The sequence below is a fragment of the Ammoniphilus oxalaticus genome, assembly GCF_003609605.1.
GTDB classification, from domain to species: Bacteria; Bacillota; Bacilli; order Aneurinibacillales; family RAOX-1; genus Ammoniphilus; species Ammoniphilus oxalaticus.
In genome coordinates, this window is the sequence record NZ_MCHY01000008.1 from 14071 (window position 1) to 29548 (window position 15478).

The window sequence follows — 15478 nt, forward strand, 5'->3', positions numbered from 1 at the left end:
TACTATTTTATAAAGGAGAAGCAGGCAATGAGATTACGTAAAAAGCCGTGGATTAAAGATGAGATCATCACGTACGATCGATGGGTGGTCAATGAACCGAACGAATACAGAGGTAGGTGGGATGAATGGTTTCAAAATAAGGCGCCAATTCATTTGGAACTAGGTACTGGAAAAGGGAACTTCGTCGTTACACTTGCCGAGAAGCACGCTGATTGTAATTTTATCGGCGTCGAGATAAAGGAGGAAGTGTTGATCGCCGCGGTGAGAAAATCCGTGGAAAAAGGGCTGAAAAATATCGCGTTCCTGTGGTTTAATATTAATGACATAGAGGACGTTTTCGCTAAAGATGAGGTGTCCAGAATTTATCTGAACTTTAGTGATCCGTGGCCAAAAAATCGCCATGCAAAGCGAAGGTTAACGCATCGCGGTTTCTTGGAGAAATATAAAAAGATCCTAAATAAAGGCGGCCAAATTCATCTTAAAACAGACAATGAGCCGTTATTTGAGTTCTCGCTTAATGAATTTAGCGAGCAAGGATTTCAATTGCGTAACATTACCTTTGATCTCCACAACAGTCGTTTTGAAGAAGCAAAGAAGGTTATGACTGAATATGAACAGAGGTTTGTTAAGCAAGGATTGAAAATTTATCGATTTGAGGCGGTTGTTTAATTAAAAAAAACGAAAAGGTATCTTTCATAGCTTGCCTTCATATATCTCTATAGCATGGCTAAAATTGATGAAAGGCGGAAAAAGGATGAAAAAAGTTCGGGCGCTAAGTTGCTTCATTCTTGCCCTCGGTCTGTTATTTTATGCGGCGCCTCGATTGCCGATCGAAGGGTTCTCTGAAATGGCGACAGGGTTTAGCTTAATTTGGACATCCTTTGCGTTGCTTGTAATTGGAGGCAATTTACAATATGTCCTTAGGGATGGGCGAAGGACGCGAAGAAGATCTAAATCCGTTTCCTTTAAACAGGAACAGCCAAACGCTCGTGTTGCTTCAAAAAAAAGAAGAGTGTCGATTGATTTGTAAACAAGGGGGTTCAGTGAACTCTCTTGTTTTTTTAATTGTTGCTTAATAAGATCAGTTGTGACTATAATCTAATGTAACAGACTGGTACAGATGGGGAGAAATTTAATAGAACAACAAATAAAAAGTATAGGTGATACACGTGGCTACGAAGCATGAACAAATCATTCGGCATATCGAAACGTTGGAGGTAGGGTCCAAGATTTCCGTAAGACAAGTGGCTAAAGATTTAGAAGTGAGCGAAGGGACAGCCTATCGAGCGATTAAAGAAGCGGAAACGCAAGGGATGGTTAGCACCATTGAGCGGGTCGGAACTGTCCGTATCGAAAAGAAGCAAAAAAAGAATATTGAGCGGCTTACTTTTGCTGAAGTGGTTAACATTGTTGATGGCCATGTAATCGGGGGAAGAGAAGGACTTCATAAAACGCTAAACAAATTTGTCATCGGCGCGATGAAGCTGGAAGCGATGATGAGATATGTGGAGCCGGGCAGTCTATTAATTATCGGAAACCGGTACCAGGCTCACAAATTGTCTTTACAAAATGGGGCGGCCGTGCTGATTACAGGCGGGTTCGATACGAGCGAAGATGTGAAGAAATTATCCGATGAGTTGCAACTTCCGATTATTTCCACAAGTTATGATTCATTTACCGTAGCCTCTTTAATCAATCGGGCGATCTATGATCGATTGATTAAAAAGGAGATCGTAATGGTCGAGGATATTCTAACTCCCGCGAATGCAACATTCTATTTGAATATGAGTCATAAGGTGAAGGATTGGCATGAACTCGTCAAAGACGTTGGTCATGGTCGGTTTCCTGTCGTTGATGATCAGTTGCGCATTCATGGGGTTGTAACGCCTAAAGATGTAATGGGCATAGACGAAGCTGTCATGATTGAAAAGGTCATGACAAAACATCCGATTACGACGATGCCGCGCGTGTCGGTTGCTTCTGCGGCTCACATGATGGTCTGGGAAGGGATTGAATTATTGCCAGTCGTTGATAACCATAAAAAGCTGCTCGGGATCATCAGTAGACAAGATGTGTTAAAAGCGATGCAGTATATTCAGAAGCAACCGCAAAATGGCGATACGTTTGCCGATCAAATTATATCGCGATTTGGGGAGGAAAAACTAGACGGGGGACAGATTCTGTTTCGAGGGGAAGTGACTCCGCAAATGACCAATCACTTAGGAACGATTTCAAGTGGCGTGTTGACGACGATCATTTGTGAAGCGGGCAGTCGGGCTTTAAAGCAGCAGCGCAGAGGGGATATGGTTCCTGAAAATATAACTGTTTATTTTTTAAAGCCACTCCAAATCGAGAGCGAAATTGAAGTGAGACCGAAAGTGATGGAGATTAGTCGTAAATTTGGTAAAGTAGAGGTGGAGATTTTCCACCAAGGCATTCTTGTCTCAAAGGCGATGATGACGACCCAGGTCGTGGAAAGATAGACAGGCTACAGGCAGACCATCTCGCGTTGCGATTTGGTCTGTTTGTTATGGTTTTTCCTGTTTGTAAAAACGTTCTCCCGTTTTGGGGTTGTAGTAAACGGTTGTTTTGATGCCTGTTACGGGATCGATATTCACTTCTTGTGTGGCTATAAAACCATTTGGAACTTCATTGCCGTGGTTCCTATTAAATCGTTTGTCATATATGAAATAGCCAAGTAAAATACAGGCGACAGCAAATAAAATTTGTAAGACGGAGAAACCGAGAACGAAGTCAATCATTCCGTTCTCTCCGTGATGACGGCTGTCCCGTAGGCGACGATCTCGCTCATGTTGTTGCCAATAGAGCCAGAATCGTAACGCATCATAACAACTGCATTTGCGCCCATCTGATGGGCGTTTTTAATCATGCGATCTAGAGCGGCTTTTCTTGAATCTTCTAACATAGCCGTGTATTGCTTAATTTCACCTCCAACCAATCCTTTTAAACCCGCCATAATATCTCCGCCTAAACCTCTGCTTCGGACAATAATGCCATATACAGAACCTTTTACTTCTGTAATTTGATGGCCAGGAATGTTTTCCGTTGTCACAACCAACACATCAATAACCTCCATTATTTGTTATTTGAGTAGTTTTTAAAATACCGATAGTTTTTAATGCCCATTACGAGATTAACGAAACCAAGGGCAAGCAAGATGATGGCCATGATCATTCTGATCGTTGTCAGTTCAAGCATAAACCGATCAAAGGCAAACAAGATTAAGGTTACGCCCATAAATATATTCATAATCGCTTGCCCGATCTTCCTTGCTAACGGTTGTTTTACCATCCGATATTGGATGCCAAAGAAAACGGTTAAAAATAATGACGTAAGAGTGAGTCCGGTTAGAATCATTGTCTACAAACCTACCTTATATTATCAATTATCCTTAAAGTAGTTCAATTATACAGTTTTGCGCGCATAAAAAAAACCCCGCGACCTAAATCATGGCAGCTACGGAGTTTGTGGCAAAGGCTTGGCGTAGATGTGTAAATGGACGGTTGTGTATATTGTCATCGCTCGTAATTCTGTTTGGACAAGAGCATCCTTTACCTCATAAGTTCTTCCTTTAAACTGCTGACGCACGGAAAGGTGCAAATCGTTGATCGTTTCTAGCTTCTTTCCTATTAAGTATTTGGTGTCTTCTTTAACTAAGCGAATCAACTCTGTCTCTGTAAATTGATCGGGTTTTGGATCCATAATGTGGACTTCGAGATGCTCAACGACTAAGTTTTGTGATTTGCGCGCTTTAGCTCTTTCTTCTTCAAATCTTTTGACATCATCAAGAAGCGATATATTCTCATTTTTTAAACTGTCTATTTGTAAATGAAGTCTGTCCAACTCTTTCCCAACGAAAAGAAGTTGAATCAACACTCCTAAGACAACACCTAGAAAAAACACCATTAAGTATCGAAACCAGCGTCGGTAAGTGTTCGGGTTGGGAATCCTCATCTTTCCATCATACCGATTATGAACATCAATTTGAAACCGGTGTGAGCGCCGGCAAAAGCGCTGACGATTAAAATGATTTGACGCAAGATTGTGTGGAGTTGCCCGTCGTTAAATACGCGATCAATTTGCATAAAGGAATCAAAAGTGCCTCCCAACGCTCCGACTAGTCCCCATATTTTTAGTTGTTCGGCATAGTCTGTCATCGTAACCATTGGGGGCTTTCTAACGAGAAACGATCCTAAAGCGGCAAGTAAAGAACCGCCAATGACAATTCCAAAGGCTACGAAAAAATTTAGAATAATTCTCTCTAATAAATGCATGGTTAGACCACATCCCCGTTTAATATCCGTCACAACATTATATGGGCTTGTTCAGCTGATTATGATGTCGGTAGGTGAATGATCGAGAAACGAGGTGTATAATATTTTTAGAGGAGAGAAAGGAAGAGGGATCACACATGGAGCAGTTTGTTCATTTACAAATGCACAGTGAATATAGCTTATTGGAAGGAGCCTGCAGAATTCATGAAGTTGTTTCGCAGGCAAGCCAATTTGGAATGGAAGCCTTAGCCATTACGGATCATGCTACCATGTACGGGGTTATTCCTTTTTATAAAACGTGTAAAAAGGCGGGGATCAAGCCAATCCTTGGCGTTACCGTGGATGTTGTTGACGGAGATCTCGCCGATCGAATTAAAGGAAACGAACAAGCGCGTTTTCCGCTCGTGTTACTCGCTGAAACGAAAGAGGGTTATCGTAATTTGATGGCCCTTGTGAGTGATTCTCAGCAACAAACGGTTTGGGGAAAGCCGAAAGTGAATATAGGATTATTAAAGAGGTATGCAACAGGCGTAATTGTGATCAGCGCAGGGCAGGAAGCAGAAGTTCAGCAGCATGTCATGCAACGGAACTTTGTTCAGGCAGGACAGCTTGTCGCGCAATATCAACAAATTTTCGGAAAAGACAATTACTACCTCGGGTTACAAGATCAAGGTTTAGAAGAGCAGCGCATTTTGAATCAAAGGTTGCTTCCGTTTTCTGAAGAATATGCTGTCCCCTTAATTGTTACCAATAATGTGCGCTATGTGTCGAAACAAGATGCGTCCATTCACGATGTGTTGCTTTGTATTGAATCAGGGAAGGCGGTTACGGACCAAGATCGAAGTCGGTTTCCTAACGATCAATTTTACTTAAAAAGCGGCGAAGAAATGGCGCGGTTATTTCCCTATGCTGTTAAAGCGATGCAAAATACGATGCGGATTGCTGAACGCTGTCAAGTCGAGTTAACGTTCGGTAACTATATTTTACCCGAGTTTCCTTTGCCGTCTCACGAACAATCGGCGTCTGCTTATTTACGGAACTTGGCGATAAGCGGTTTAAATGAAAGATATGAAGCGCCATCTGATGAAGCAAAACAGCGGCTAGAGTATGAGCTAACAGTCATCGAGCAGATGGGTTTTTGTGATTATTTCTTAATTGTTTGGGATTTTATGCGATTTGCGCATCAACAAAAAATTGTAACGGGTCCTGGGCGCGGTTCCGCGGCGGGAAGCTTGGTTGCTTATGTGTTATTTATTACGGATATTGATCCGTTAAAATATAAATTGTTGTTTGAGAGGTTCTTAAATCCAGAGCGAATTAGCATGCCAGATATTGATATCGACTTTGAGGTTGAAAGACGTTCGGAAGTGATCCAATATGTCACGGACAAGTATGGTAAGGAGCGAGTCGCTCAAATTATTACATTCGGGACGATGGCCGCGAGGGCTGCGATTCGAGATGTTGGCAGGGCGTTAAACTATCCGGGTCATTTGATCGATCAAATTGCGAAAAGGATTCCAAATAGAGCAAGCCTACAGGAGGCGATTCGTTCCATTACAGAACTAAAACAACTGTACGAACAAGATGAACAAGCTCAATATTTGATCGACACGGCTCGGAGAGTGGAGGGGTTGCCGCGTCACGCAAGCACTCATGCGGCAGGCATTGTCATCTCAAAGGAACCGTTAACACATTATGTTCCGCTGCAAAAAGGAAATGAAGGGGTTTCATTAACCCAATTTTCGATGGAGCACCTGGAGGAAATCGGTTTGTTAAAAATGGATTTCCTAGGGCTAAGAAATCTGACGATCCTGGACCAAACGTTGCGTTTTATCCATGAACATCAACAGCTAGAGATTGATTTGAAGCGGATTCCTGATGATGACCGCAACACGTTTGAGATGCTATCCAAAGGGGATACGACAGGGGTTTTTCAACTTGAATCTGCTGGGATGCGAAACGCGTTGAAAGAAGTAAAGCCAACTTCGATGGAAGATATCATCGCGATCTTAGCTCTTTATCGTCCAGGTCCGATGGAAATCATTCCTGACTATGCCGCGGCGAAAAATGGAAAGAAACGCGTTGCTTACTTACATCCAGATCTTGAACCGATTTTAGCTGACACGTATGGCTTTATTATTTACCAAGAACAGATTATGCAAATCGCTTCGAAAATGGCTGGATATACGCTTGGAGAGGCGGATATTTTGCGTAGAGCGATTTCGAAGAAAAAAAGAGAAACGCTAGAAGAACAGCGACAAGCTTTCGTTAACGGATGTGTGGTTCAAGGGTATGATCATCGTTTGGCTGACGAACTTTATAATTTAATCGTTCGCTTTGCGGATTATGGTTTTAACCGCAGTCATAGCGCCGCATACAGTCAAATTGCCTATCAAATGGCTTATTTAAAGGCGAACTATCCCGGAGAGTTTATGACGGCGCTCCTTTCGATGTCGATTGGTAACGCGCCAAAAATTGCGGAATACATTGAGGAAGCGAGAAAGATGGGGATCGAGACACAGCCCCCTGCGCTGAATCAAAGTGAAGTAGTCTTCGCGATTAAGCAGAACGCAATTTTGTTTGCTCTTTCAGCGATCAAAAATGTAGGGTTTCAGGCGATTCGAATGATCGTTGAAGAACGACATGAAGGCGGCCCCTTCAAAGATTTAATCGATTTTTGCAGTCGGGTTGATTTGCGGATGTGTAATCGAAGAGTGATCGAGGCCTTGATTCAAAGCGGAGCGATGGATGAACTGCCGGGACATCGAGCGGAAAAGTTGTCTGTCTTAGATGAAGCGATTGAGAAGGGCGCGGCGATGAAAGAAGATTTAACGGCGGGACAAACGAGTTTGTTTGATGGAGAGAACAAAGGGGCAGATTCGGGGCAAACATTAAAGTTTCCACAAGTTCCGCCCTTTACGCCGAAAGAATGTTTGAATATGGAGCGGGAACTGTTAGGTGTTTATGTCACGGGGCATCCATTAGATGAATTCTCCTCTCTATTACAGCGAAAAGAATTTTTGTCTGAGGCTGAATTAGCAAATTGCCAAGATCAATCACCCGTGATGATGGCGGGGATGGTCGATGAAGTGAAGGTGATTACAACACGCAAAGGGGAAACGATGGCTTTTGTTTCATTGGAAGGTAGGTTTGCCCAGATCGAGTTAGTCGTGTTTCCATCCGTCTATGCGCGCTTTTCCTCTTTTCTAAAGCGGGAGAATTTAGTGATTGCGCAAGGGAGAGTCGATAAGAAGGAAGAAAAGGCAAAGGTCATTGCAGCCAAGATATGGGATCTCGTTTCGGTTTCCAAAGAAAGGCGGAAAAAATCAACGAATGGTTTATTTATTAAAGTAACCGAAACAATCGAACATTCTGGAAAGCTCGTAGGTCTGCAACAACAGTTGTTGAAACACCAAGGTACAACCCCTGTTTACCTTTACTATGAAACGAAGAAGGTCACAAGAAAGCTACAAGATCGTTACCATGTTCAATTAAACGGCAAATTGCTAGTCGAACTTGAAACGATTGTCGGAAAAGGGTCAATAATTGTCAGAGAGTAAATAGAATAATGACGAGAATGCTCATAAAATAACGACTAATTTTGGGTTTACTTGGATATAACATCTGTTATAATGATCTAAAGATAATAGTGGTCTGACCACTCTGCTGAAGGAGATGGATTTACTTGTCCACATTACGCGATGCGGCATTGAGATTGCATAAGAAGAACCAAGGAAAGCTTGCGGTTCAGGCAAAGATCGAAGTCCGAAATGCGCAAGATTTAAGTCTCGCTTATTCACCAGGTGTTGCGGAACCTTGCAAAGAAATCGTAGCCAATGAGAGCAGTGTGTACGATTACACGATGAAAGGAAATTTGGTGGCGGTTGTAACGAATGGAACAGCTGTGCTTGGACTCGGCAATATTGGTCCGCAAGCAGCATTGCCGGTCATGGAGGGTAAAGCGGTCCTGTTCAAAAAGTTTGCGGGAATCGATGCTTTTCCAATCTGTTTGGATTGTACTGATACGGAAGAGTTGGCGCGAACGATTAAAGCGCTCGTTCCTACGTTTGGCGGGATTAATCTAGAGGATATAGCGGCCCCAGCTTGCTTTGAAATTGAGGAACGGTTGAAGCGGGAATGTGATATTCCCATTTTTCATGACGATCAGCATGGAACAGCCATTGTAACTGCGGCTGGCCTCATCAACGCGCTTAGAATTGTGGACAAGAAGTTGGAAGACATAAAGGTGGTTGTGAACGGCGCTGGAGCAGCGGGTATTGCAATCATTAAACTATTATTGAGTCTTGGGATTAAAGATATCATTTTGTGTGATACGAGAGGGATGATTTATTCCGATCGTCCCGATGGGATGAATAAGATGAAGGAAAAGATTGCCGCAATCACGAATCTGAAACGCGAGCAAGGGACAATCAGGGACGCGCTCGTTGGGGCGGATGTGTTTATTGGCGTGTCTGCGCCGGGAGTCATTGATGCTCCGATGATTCAATCTATGAAACGCGATCCGATTATCTTTGCGATGGCTAATCCAGATCCTGAAATGTTGCCAGAGGAAGCTAAGCGAGCGGGCGCGCGGATCGTGGGAACTGGACGTTCCGACTATCCGAATCAGGTGAACAATGTGTTGGCCTTTCCTGGTATCTTTCGAGGGGCGCTGGATGTAAGGGCTTCAGAAATCAATGAGCAAATGAAGATTGCCGCAGTTTACGCAATCGCTAATTTAGTCGTTGAAGCGGAGCGAGCTGAGGAGTACGTGATTCCTAAAGCTTTTGATCCAAGGGTTGCTCCAAGCGTGGCAGCGGCAGTGGCTCGAGCGGCGATCGAAACGGGTGTCGCCCGAGTGGATGTTTGTCCGGATGAAATAAAGGAACGAACGAAGAGATTATCTGTTCTTTCATAAAAGAAGAAGGGGTTTCTAACTACCTTCTTTTTGTTTTTAGAATGAAAAGGTGAGGTGGCTGATGTTCAACTCCTCTATAAATGAAAAGGTCTATCACGGAATTCTCTTAGAATTAAATCGCATCATTGAAGCGGATAAACTTCGGGCCGGGGACAAGTTGCCGTCAGAACGAGAACTATCTGAACGTTTACAGGTAGGGCGTTCGTCAGTAAGAGAAGCGTTGCGGGCTCTTGAGTTACTAGGTTTAATCACAACCCGAAGAGGAGAAGGCACCTTTATTGAGCATTACCGACACAATAAACTGTTTGACATATTAAGTTACTATCTACTTAGGGATCGGAAGCCTAAGAAAGATTTACTAGAGATGAGGGTGCTGTTAGAGCTGGACGCGGTTCGATTAGCGTGCAAACGAATTACTCCTAAGTACATTCAAATTATGGAGCAAACGATCGCTGCGGCTGACCAAAAAATTGAATTAGGCATTGAACCGTTGGAAGAGGACGATGAGTTTCATCGAGCGATCGTAAGGGCGAGTAAAAACTCCGTCTTACATCGGATCTGGCTTCCAGTTGTTGATTATAGTAAAGTTTTGAAAAAGGAAAACGTAACTGACTCGAGCGCAAGCGTCGAAGAACATCGAGCCATTTTAGCCGCAATATGTAACAGGAATGAGGAGCAAGCGATATTACTGCTCCAGCAACATCTGCTAAAAGCTCGCGGCTTGTCTGAACAGTTATGATACCGTGATACAATCGGTTGATTACCTTGTGAACTAGGAGGCCAAAAATGTGGACAGTGATTTTTATCGCGCATAGTAAAAGAATGGCTGAAGCGATTCAAACTAAGCTTACTGCTGAGGGCTTCTTAATTAACATTAGACAGGCCAAAGGCTCTAAACAACAATTTGAAATTTTAGTTCCAGAATCGGAATTGGATGAGATTCAGGAAATTTTAAATACAATGATTCAATAGCCAAAAGGCGCAATGAAATCAAATCGAACGAATGAGAGTTCGTTTCCATAAGAGGTGTATGTTTTGTTTAAAGATATTTTTTATAAGCGGCGTAAATACGCAACGATTAACAGTCCAACGAACCCGTCATCCGCTCCAACGGAAAAGAAGGAAATACCAGAGGGTTTAATGGTGAAATGTAATCGATGCGCTGAAATTTGTTACACAAAAGAAGTGGATAAGAATCTCAAAATTTGTCCGTCATGCGAGTTTCATTTTCCGATGAGTGCCTTTGAACGAATTGAAGCTACACTGGATGATGGCGAGTTCCTTGAATATGACAGTGACTTGATCTCAACAGATCCGTTGGATTTCCCGGACTACATCGACAAAGTAGAAAAGGATCGAGAAAAAACAGATTTGAATGAGGCTGTTGTCACAGGGGAAGGCGCGATCCACGGTCACCCCGTTGTCATTGGTGTAATGGATTCACGATTTCGAATGGGGAGCATGGGCTCCGTCGTCGGCGAGAAAATCTTTAGAGCGATAGAGCAAGCATTGGAAAAGCAATATCCGCTTGTGTTGTTCTGCGCGTCTGGGGGAGCAAGGATGCAGGAAGGTGTGCTTAGTTTAATGCAAATGGCGAAGACAAGCGCCGCTTTGGCTCGACTTAGTGAAAACAAAGGATTATTTATATCGGTGATGACAAATCCAACGACGGGCGGAGTTTCGGCTAGTTTCGCTACACTAGGCGATTATAATTTGGCGGAGCCTGGAGCGTTGATCGGTTTTGCCGGTCGACGAATTATTGAACAAACGATTCGACAGGAGTTGCCTAAAAATTTTCAAACGTCAGAGTTTTTGCTTGAACATGGGCAATTAGATAAAGTGGTGCACCGCAGAGAGATGCGCGATGTGCTAGGGACCATTTTGGATATCCATCAAGTGAGGGGTGAGTAAATATGGGCGGTGATCTTCAATTTGAAAAACCCCTCATTGAATTACAGACAAAAATAGCGGAACTGCGTAAGTTTACAGAAGAAAAAGGAATTGATTTCACGGAAGAGATCATAAAACTAGAGGAAAAGGCCAAAGATTTGCAGACGGAAATATACGGCAATTTAACGCCGTGGCAACGTGTCCAAATTGCTCGACATGCCGAGCGGCCGACGACACTGGACTATATCGAGTTGGTGTTTACTGATTTTCTAGAGCTTCACGGTGATCGCGTGTTTGGAGACGATGCGGCGATTGTCGGCGGAATCGCTAAATTTAACGGCCAACCCGTCACGGTGATTGGCCATCAAAAGGGAAAAGATACAAAAGATAATATTGCTCGCAATTTTGGGATGCCTCACCCTGAAGGCTATCGAAAAGCGTTGCGCTTAATGCAACAGGCGAATAAATTCGGTCGGCCGATCATTTGTCTAATCAATACGCCAGGAGCCTATCCGGGGATCGCGGCAGAAGAACGCGGACAGAGTGAAGCGATTGCTCGGAACCTCAGAGAGATGGCAACGTTTGAAGTGCCGATTATTAGTATCGTGACTGGCGAGGGAGGCAGCGGCGGGGCGCTTGCGCTTGGAGCCGGGAATCGGATGCTCATGTTAGAGAATTCCTTTTACTCGGTGATCTCCCCTGAAGGCGCTGCGGCTTTATTATGGAAAGACGCGGGTTTAGCCCAGCGGGCGGCGGAAAGATTGAAAATTACGGCTCATGATCTGAAAGAACTTCGCATTATTGACGATATTATTGCGGAACCTTTTGGCGGAGCGCACAAAGATTTAGAGAAACAAGCTTTGCTCATGCGCCAAGCGCTCGTTGAACATTTGCAAGAACTGAGCGGCTTCAGCGTAGAGCAATTGAAACAAGATCGATACGATAAGTTTGCGGCGATTGGTCAGTTTACGAGCTTCGTCACTGAAGAAATGGAAACGGAGCAGGCCGAAATAGAGGAGATCGCGACAGAAGAAGTCGAGACATAGGAAAGGAGCCCATCTCGTATTATGTTTGTGTCGGAATCAGAACTAAAAGTGAGATATGCGGAAACAGACGCGATGGAAATTGTTCATCATTCATCCTACATTATTTGGTTTGAGGTGGGGAGAACAGATTTCATTGATGAATTAGGTATTTCCTATGCGAGTGTGGAAGAACAGGGTTTTATTTTACCTGTTTTGGATGTGCATGCAACGTATAAAAAACCGCTTAGATACGGGGAAACAGCGATTGTGAAAACAAGTTTAGATCATTACGATGGATTGCGTATTCGATTTTCTTATCAAGTTTTAAATAAAAGCAACGAGCTTTGCGTCGAAGGATTTAGTTCTCATGTGATTGTTCCTAAAGATACATTTAAGCCGATTCGTTTGAAAAACCACTTGCTTGAACTGCATGAGTTATTTGAAAAAGTGAAAAAGAAAGAGGGAACCGTGTAGGTTCCCTCTTCTTTATTGCGCAAGCCCTTTAAAATTAAGGCATTTTGTATTGGGGTTCTTGTTGTTCTACATAAGTCACTCGCTCTTGCAAAGAGTTTACAACATTCGTCATTGTTTCAGCCAATTGACTAAACATTTGTTTCGCCTGTTGGTCATCTGTTTCCAATGAAAATGTTTTGAAACTTGCTTTTAAACCCTCAGCGCTGGCAAGTGTTTGATGGAGTTGCGTTCCGACTGTCATCAGCAATCCCTCCGAATTTTGATGTAGTTCAAAAGAACCCGTTACCTATGGTGCTCGAAACAAAGCATGATTATTCAATTTAATCGTTTGCTTTTTTTCCCACCACATAGGTCCATAAGTCTTGGAAAATATGAGCATTAATTAACGCGTTTAGAATGACAACGGAGATCGGTCCAATGATCAGGCCAAGCACACCGAACAATCTTAGACCGACAAAGATGGCCATCAGTGTGATTAAAGGATCAAGGCCGATATTATCCGCAACAATCTTAGGTTCCATGATTTGACGTTGGATGACAATGACCGCATATAAAATGGACAAACCGATCACTAAGTTGTAGTTGCCTTGAATGAACAGGTATACGATCCATGGAACGAACACGAAGCCGGTTCCGAGCAATGGCAGTAGATCCACAATTCCTGTAATGACGCCGACGGTAAAAGCATACTCGACACGCAAGATAAGCAGTCCAACGACGACGATGAAACCTGTAATACTAACCAATGTCACTTGCGCTTTGATAAATCCGAACAGCGCCTTTTTTAAATCTTGGGCAACCCCTGTAATGCGACCTTCGATAAAAGGAGGCATCATTCTAAATGCGCGGTCCTTTATTTTATAAAAATCCTTACTAATAAAGAATGACGCTAAGGTTGAAATGACAATCGCCGTTGCCGCGTTAGGAAGTGAAGTCAGGAACGCTTGTAATCCATTAAGGAGCGCTTGAATGAGAAATGTGCCTGTTTTCGCAATTCTAGACAATCCTTCACTTACATAATTTTCAATCGATGTTTTATAACCCTCATTCAATGAGGAGTAGTAGTAATGGATGTTATCATAAAAATTCGTGATAATTTCTGTTGATATGTATCGATTGATATAATCAGTGGCTTCTTGAATTTGAGATGGCAACACCGCAATTAAGTGGGCTGTCTCAATGACAAGTTGACTAATTAGGAGAATGAACAGCCCGGCGACTATGGATAATACGAAAGATAGCGCAATCAGGGTTGCCGCCCATCTTGGCAATTTAGCGCGCGCTTCCAACCAGTTTACAGGGCGATTGATTAGAAAAGCAATGATCAATGCAAGAATAAAGGGGTAAAGCAGCGGCAAAGCGAATTTGATAAACCAAACGGATATAATAATGAGCGTACTGACCCACGCAAATCGAAAAAAACGTCCAAGGTTTTTCAACCATTCTGGATCCATAACGGAACTCCTTTCAAAGATGGCTTTCTAGTTCATTGTCATAAAAGTATGTTAAAATGAATTCTATGAATAAGGATTGCGCATTATAGACTTCTTATACCGAAAAATGCGCAACAATGCAAATAAATACGGACTTTTTCATGTCAGAAAAAAATTTATAATCGGGATTTTTTGAGTTTTTTCTACGATAACAATTCACAAAAGTAACTATCCCCTTTATAATGAACTTGTTTACTATGGAATGGTAGATTTAAAAATACATAAAGACAGGAGAGGTAGCTATGTCAACTGCTGGTTTAGAAGGTATCGTTGCCACACAATCTTCTATTAGCTCAATCATTGACGGTGTTTTAACCTATCGCGGGATCGATATCGACGAATTAGCTGATCAAGCGAGTTTTGAAGAAGTCATATATTTACTCTGGAATGGAGAACTTCCGAATTCCAGTCAACTTGCTGAATTAAGGCAAGATTTAGCTGCCCATGCTGCGATCCCTGCTGAGATTATTACATTAATGAAATCCCTTCCGGAGAATGCTCATCCGATGGCTACATTGCGGACTGCTGTATCCGTGTTAGGTTTGCTTGATCCTGAGGCGCGAAATATGTCTTTAGAGGACAACCAACGCAAGGCGCTAAAAACGCAAGCGAAAATAAGTTCAATCGTCGCCGCGATCCAGAGAGTTCGAGAAGGGAAAGAGATTTTAATGGCTAATCCCGACTATGGATATGCGGAAAACTTCCTGTATATGTTAACTGGGCAAAAACCAGATCAAATCGCTGTGGAAGCATTGGACAAGGCGCTGGTGTTACATGCTGACCATGAATTAAATGCTTCTACCTTTGCCGCGAGAGTGACAGTGGCTACGTTGTCTGATCTTTATTCGGGTGTTGTGTCTGCCATTGGCACGCTAGGTGGACCATTGCATGGCGGGGCAAACGAAGCCGTTATGCATATGTTGGAGGAGATTGGCGAAGTGGATAAAGTGGAACCCTACATCCATCAAGCGTTAGCGGAAAAGAAGAAGATCATGGGTTTTGGTCATCGCGTTTATAAGACGGGAGATCCGCGAGCCAAACACTTAAAAGAGATGTCTAAAAAACTGACGGCTTTAACAGGGCAGCCGAAGTTGTATGACATGTCGATTAAAATACACGACATTTTAGAGGCTGAAAAAGCGTTGCCGCCCAACGTTGATTTTTATTCGGCTTCTGTATATCATAGTCTTGGGATTCAACGGGATTTGTTTACGCCTATTTTTGCTGTCAGTCGGACATCCGGATGGACAGCCCATATTTTAGAACAGTATGCAAATAACCGTTTAATTCGACCACGGGCTGAATACGTAGGACCTAAAAAGAGACATTACATTCCGATTGACCAGCGTTAACCGCGTGTATTACGAAGAATCATTGCGCCTT

The 15478-nt window shown here is 43.0% G+C and carries 18 protein-coding genes; 11 read left to right on the top strand and 7 right to left on the bottom strand.

The window, feature by feature from the left end; translation table 11 throughout:
- Positions 1-27: 27 nt before the first annotated feature.
- The 3 genes from trmB (at position 28) to BEP19_RS06260 (ending at position 2483) form a co-directional block, all read left to right on the top strand.
- Complete coding sequence (gene trmB / locus BEP19_RS06250; protein WP_120188996.1) at positions 28-669, top strand: tRNA (guanosine(46)-N7)-methyltransferase TrmB; 642 nt, start codon at positions 28-30, stop codon at positions 667-669.
- An 85-nt stretch (positions 670-754) separates the two neighbouring features.
- A complete protein-coding gene (locus BEP19_RS06255; protein ID WP_120188997.1) occupies positions 755-1030 on the top strand; it encodes a hypothetical protein in 276 nt (91 codons plus the stop codon).
- 139 nt (positions 1031-1169) lie between these two features.
- The gene (locus BEP19_RS06260; protein ID WP_120188998.1) at positions 1170-2483 is read left to right on the top strand and encodes a DRTGG domain-containing protein; all 1314 of its coding nucleotides are present in this window, start codon (positions 1170-1172) and stop codon (positions 2481-2483) included.
- 45 nt (positions 2484-2528) lie between these two features.
- Here BEP19_RS06260 and BEP19_RS06265 read toward each other — a convergent pair whose 3' ends face one another.
- The 5 genes from BEP19_RS06265 to BEP19_RS06285 all read right to left on the bottom strand — a co-directional run bounded on the left by BEP19_RS06265 (position 2529) and on the right by BEP19_RS06285 (position 4295).
- The gene (locus BEP19_RS06265; RefSeq protein WP_120188999.1) at positions 2529-2762 is read right to left on the bottom strand and encodes a hypothetical protein; all 234 of its coding nucleotides are present in this window, start codon (positions 2760-2762) and stop codon (positions 2529-2531) included.
- Entirely contained in the window at positions 2759-3082 is a 324-nt protein-coding gene (locus BEP19_RS06270; RefSeq protein WP_120189000.1) for a YbjQ family protein, read from the bottom strand. The genes BEP19_RS06265 and BEP19_RS06270 overlap by 4 nt, the downstream gene beginning before the upstream one ends.
- Positions 3083-3096: 14 nt before the next feature.
- Positions 3097-3378, bottom strand: a complete 282-nt coding sequence (locus BEP19_RS06275; protein WP_120189001.1) for a YtpI family protein — start codon at positions 3376-3378, stop codon at positions 3097-3099.
- Between the two features lie 99 nt (positions 3379-3477).
- Complete coding sequence (locus BEP19_RS06280; RefSeq protein ID WP_120189002.1) at positions 3478-3897, bottom strand: sporulation membrane protein YtrI; 420 nt, start codon at positions 3895-3897, stop codon at positions 3478-3480.
- Positions 3898-3971: 74 nt separating this feature from the next.
- Positions 3972-4295 (bottom strand): YtrH family sporulation protein, encoded by a 324-nt coding sequence (locus BEP19_RS06285; RefSeq protein WP_120189003.1) that lies wholly within the window; start codon positions 4293-4295, stop codon positions 3972-3974.
- A 137-nt stretch (positions 4296-4432) separates the two neighbouring features.
- Between BEP19_RS06285 and BEP19_RS06290 the strand changes: the two genes are divergently transcribed.
- From BEP19_RS06290 to BEP19_RS06320, 7 genes are all read left to right on the top strand, one after another.
- Positions 4433-7855, top strand: coding sequence for a DNA polymerase III subunit alpha (locus BEP19_RS06290; protein WP_120189004.1), 3423 nt, complete (start codon positions 4433-4435; stop codon positions 7853-7855).
- Positions 7856-7980: 125 nt separating this feature from the next.
- Positions 7981-9213 (top strand): NAD(P)-dependent malic enzyme, encoded by a 1233-nt coding sequence (locus BEP19_RS06295; RefSeq protein ID WP_120189005.1) that lies wholly within the window; start codon positions 7981-7983, stop codon positions 9211-9213.
- 61 nt (positions 9214-9274) lie between these two features.
- Positions 9275-9952 (top strand): FadR/GntR family transcriptional regulator, encoded by a 678-nt coding sequence (locus tag BEP19_RS06300; RefSeq protein WP_120189006.1) that lies wholly within the window; start codon positions 9275-9277, stop codon positions 9950-9952.
- Positions 9953-9999: 47 nt separating this feature from the next.
- A complete protein-coding gene (locus tag BEP19_RS06305; protein WP_120189007.1) occupies positions 10000-10185 on the top strand; it encodes a glutamate decarboxylase in 186 nt (61 codons plus the stop codon).
- A gap of 63 nt (positions 10186-10248) precedes the next feature.
- Positions 10249-11124, top strand: a complete 876-nt coding sequence (gene accD / locus BEP19_RS06310) for an acetyl-CoA carboxylase, carboxyltransferase subunit beta (protein WP_120189008.1) — start codon at positions 10249-10251, stop codon at positions 11122-11124.
- 2 nt (positions 11125-11126) lie between these two features.
- Complete coding sequence (gene accA / locus BEP19_RS06315; protein WP_120189009.1) at positions 11127-12149, top strand: acetyl-CoA carboxylase carboxyl transferase subunit alpha; 1023 nt, start codon at positions 11127-11129, stop codon at positions 12147-12149.
- Positions 12150-12170: 21 nt separating this feature from the next.
- The gene (locus BEP19_RS06320; protein ID WP_120189010.1) at positions 12171-12602 is read left to right on the top strand and encodes an acyl-CoA thioesterase; all 432 of its coding nucleotides are present in this window, start codon (positions 12171-12173) and stop codon (positions 12600-12602) included.
- A 34-nt stretch (positions 12603-12636) separates the two neighbouring features.
- On the opposite strand, the gene BEP19_RS06325 is transcribed toward BEP19_RS06320, so the two are convergent.
- Both BEP19_RS06325 and ytvI read right to left on the bottom strand, forming a co-directional pair.
- Positions 12637-12843, bottom strand: coding sequence for a DUF1657 domain-containing protein (locus BEP19_RS06325; RefSeq protein WP_120189011.1), 207 nt, complete (start codon positions 12841-12843; stop codon positions 12637-12639).
- A 79-nt stretch (positions 12844-12922) separates the two neighbouring features.
- Positions 12923-14056: a sporulation integral membrane protein YtvI gene (ytvI, locus tag BEP19_RS06330; RefSeq protein WP_120189012.1), complete on the bottom strand. Its 1134-nt coding sequence runs from the start codon at positions 14054-14056 to the stop codon at positions 12923-12925.
- A 281-nt stretch (positions 14057-14337) separates the two neighbouring features.
- Between ytvI and citZ the strand changes: the two genes are divergently transcribed.
- Complete coding sequence (citZ, locus tag BEP19_RS06335) at positions 14338-15447, top strand: citrate synthase (RefSeq protein ID WP_120189013.1); 1110 nt, start codon at positions 14338-14340, stop codon at positions 15445-15447.
- Positions 15448-15478: the final 31 nt, after the last annotated feature.

Bases quoted from the DNA above. Each gene is read 5' to 3' on its own strand.
- BEP19_RS06290 (WP_120189004.1), top strand. From the start codon at position 4,433: ATGGAGCAGTTTGTTCATTTACAAATGCACAGTGAATATAGCTTATTG.
- ytvI (WP_120189012.1), bottom strand. From the start codon at position 14,056: ATGGATCCAGAATGGTTGAAAAACCTTGGACGTTTTTTTCGATTTGCG.
- BEP19_RS06325 (WP_120189011.1), bottom strand. From the start codon at position 12,843: ATGACAGTCGGAACGCAACTCCATCAAACACTTGCCAGCGCTGAGGGT.
- citZ (WP_120189013.1), top strand. From the start codon at position 14,338: ATGTCAACTGCTGGTTTAGAAGGTATCGTTGCCACACAATCTTCTATT.
- accA (WP_120189009.1), top strand. From the start codon at position 11,127: ATGGGCGGTGATCTTCAATTTGAAAAACCCCTCATTGAATTACAGACA.
- BEP19_RS06275 (WP_120189001.1), bottom strand. From the start codon at position 3,378: ATGATTCTAACCGGACTCACTCTTACGTCATTATTTTTAACCGTTTTC.
- BEP19_RS06255 (WP_120188997.1), top strand. From the start codon at position 755: ATGAAAAAAGTTCGGGCGCTAAGTTGCTTCATTCTTGCCCTCGGTCTG.
- BEP19_RS06285 (WP_120189003.1), bottom strand. From the start codon at position 4,295: ATGCATTTATTAGAGAGAATTATTCTAAATTTTTTCGTAGCCTTTGGA.
- BEP19_RS06320 (WP_120189010.1), top strand. From the start codon at position 12,171: ATGTTTGTGTCGGAATCAGAACTAAAAGTGAGATATGCGGAAACAGAC.
- trmB (WP_120188996.1), top strand. From the start codon at position 28: ATGAGATTACGTAAAAAGCCGTGGATTAAAGATGAGATCATCACGTAC.
- BEP19_RS06305 (WP_120189007.1), top strand. From the start codon at position 10,000: ATGTGGACAGTGATTTTTATCGCGCATAGTAAAAGAATGGCTGAAGCG.
- BEP19_RS06300 (WP_120189006.1), top strand. From the start codon at position 9,275: ATGTTCAACTCCTCTATAAATGAAAAGGTCTATCACGGAATTCTCTTA.
- BEP19_RS06265 (WP_120188999.1), bottom strand. From the start codon at position 2,762: ATGATTGACTTCGTTCTCGGTTTCTCCGTCTTACAAATTTTATTTGCT.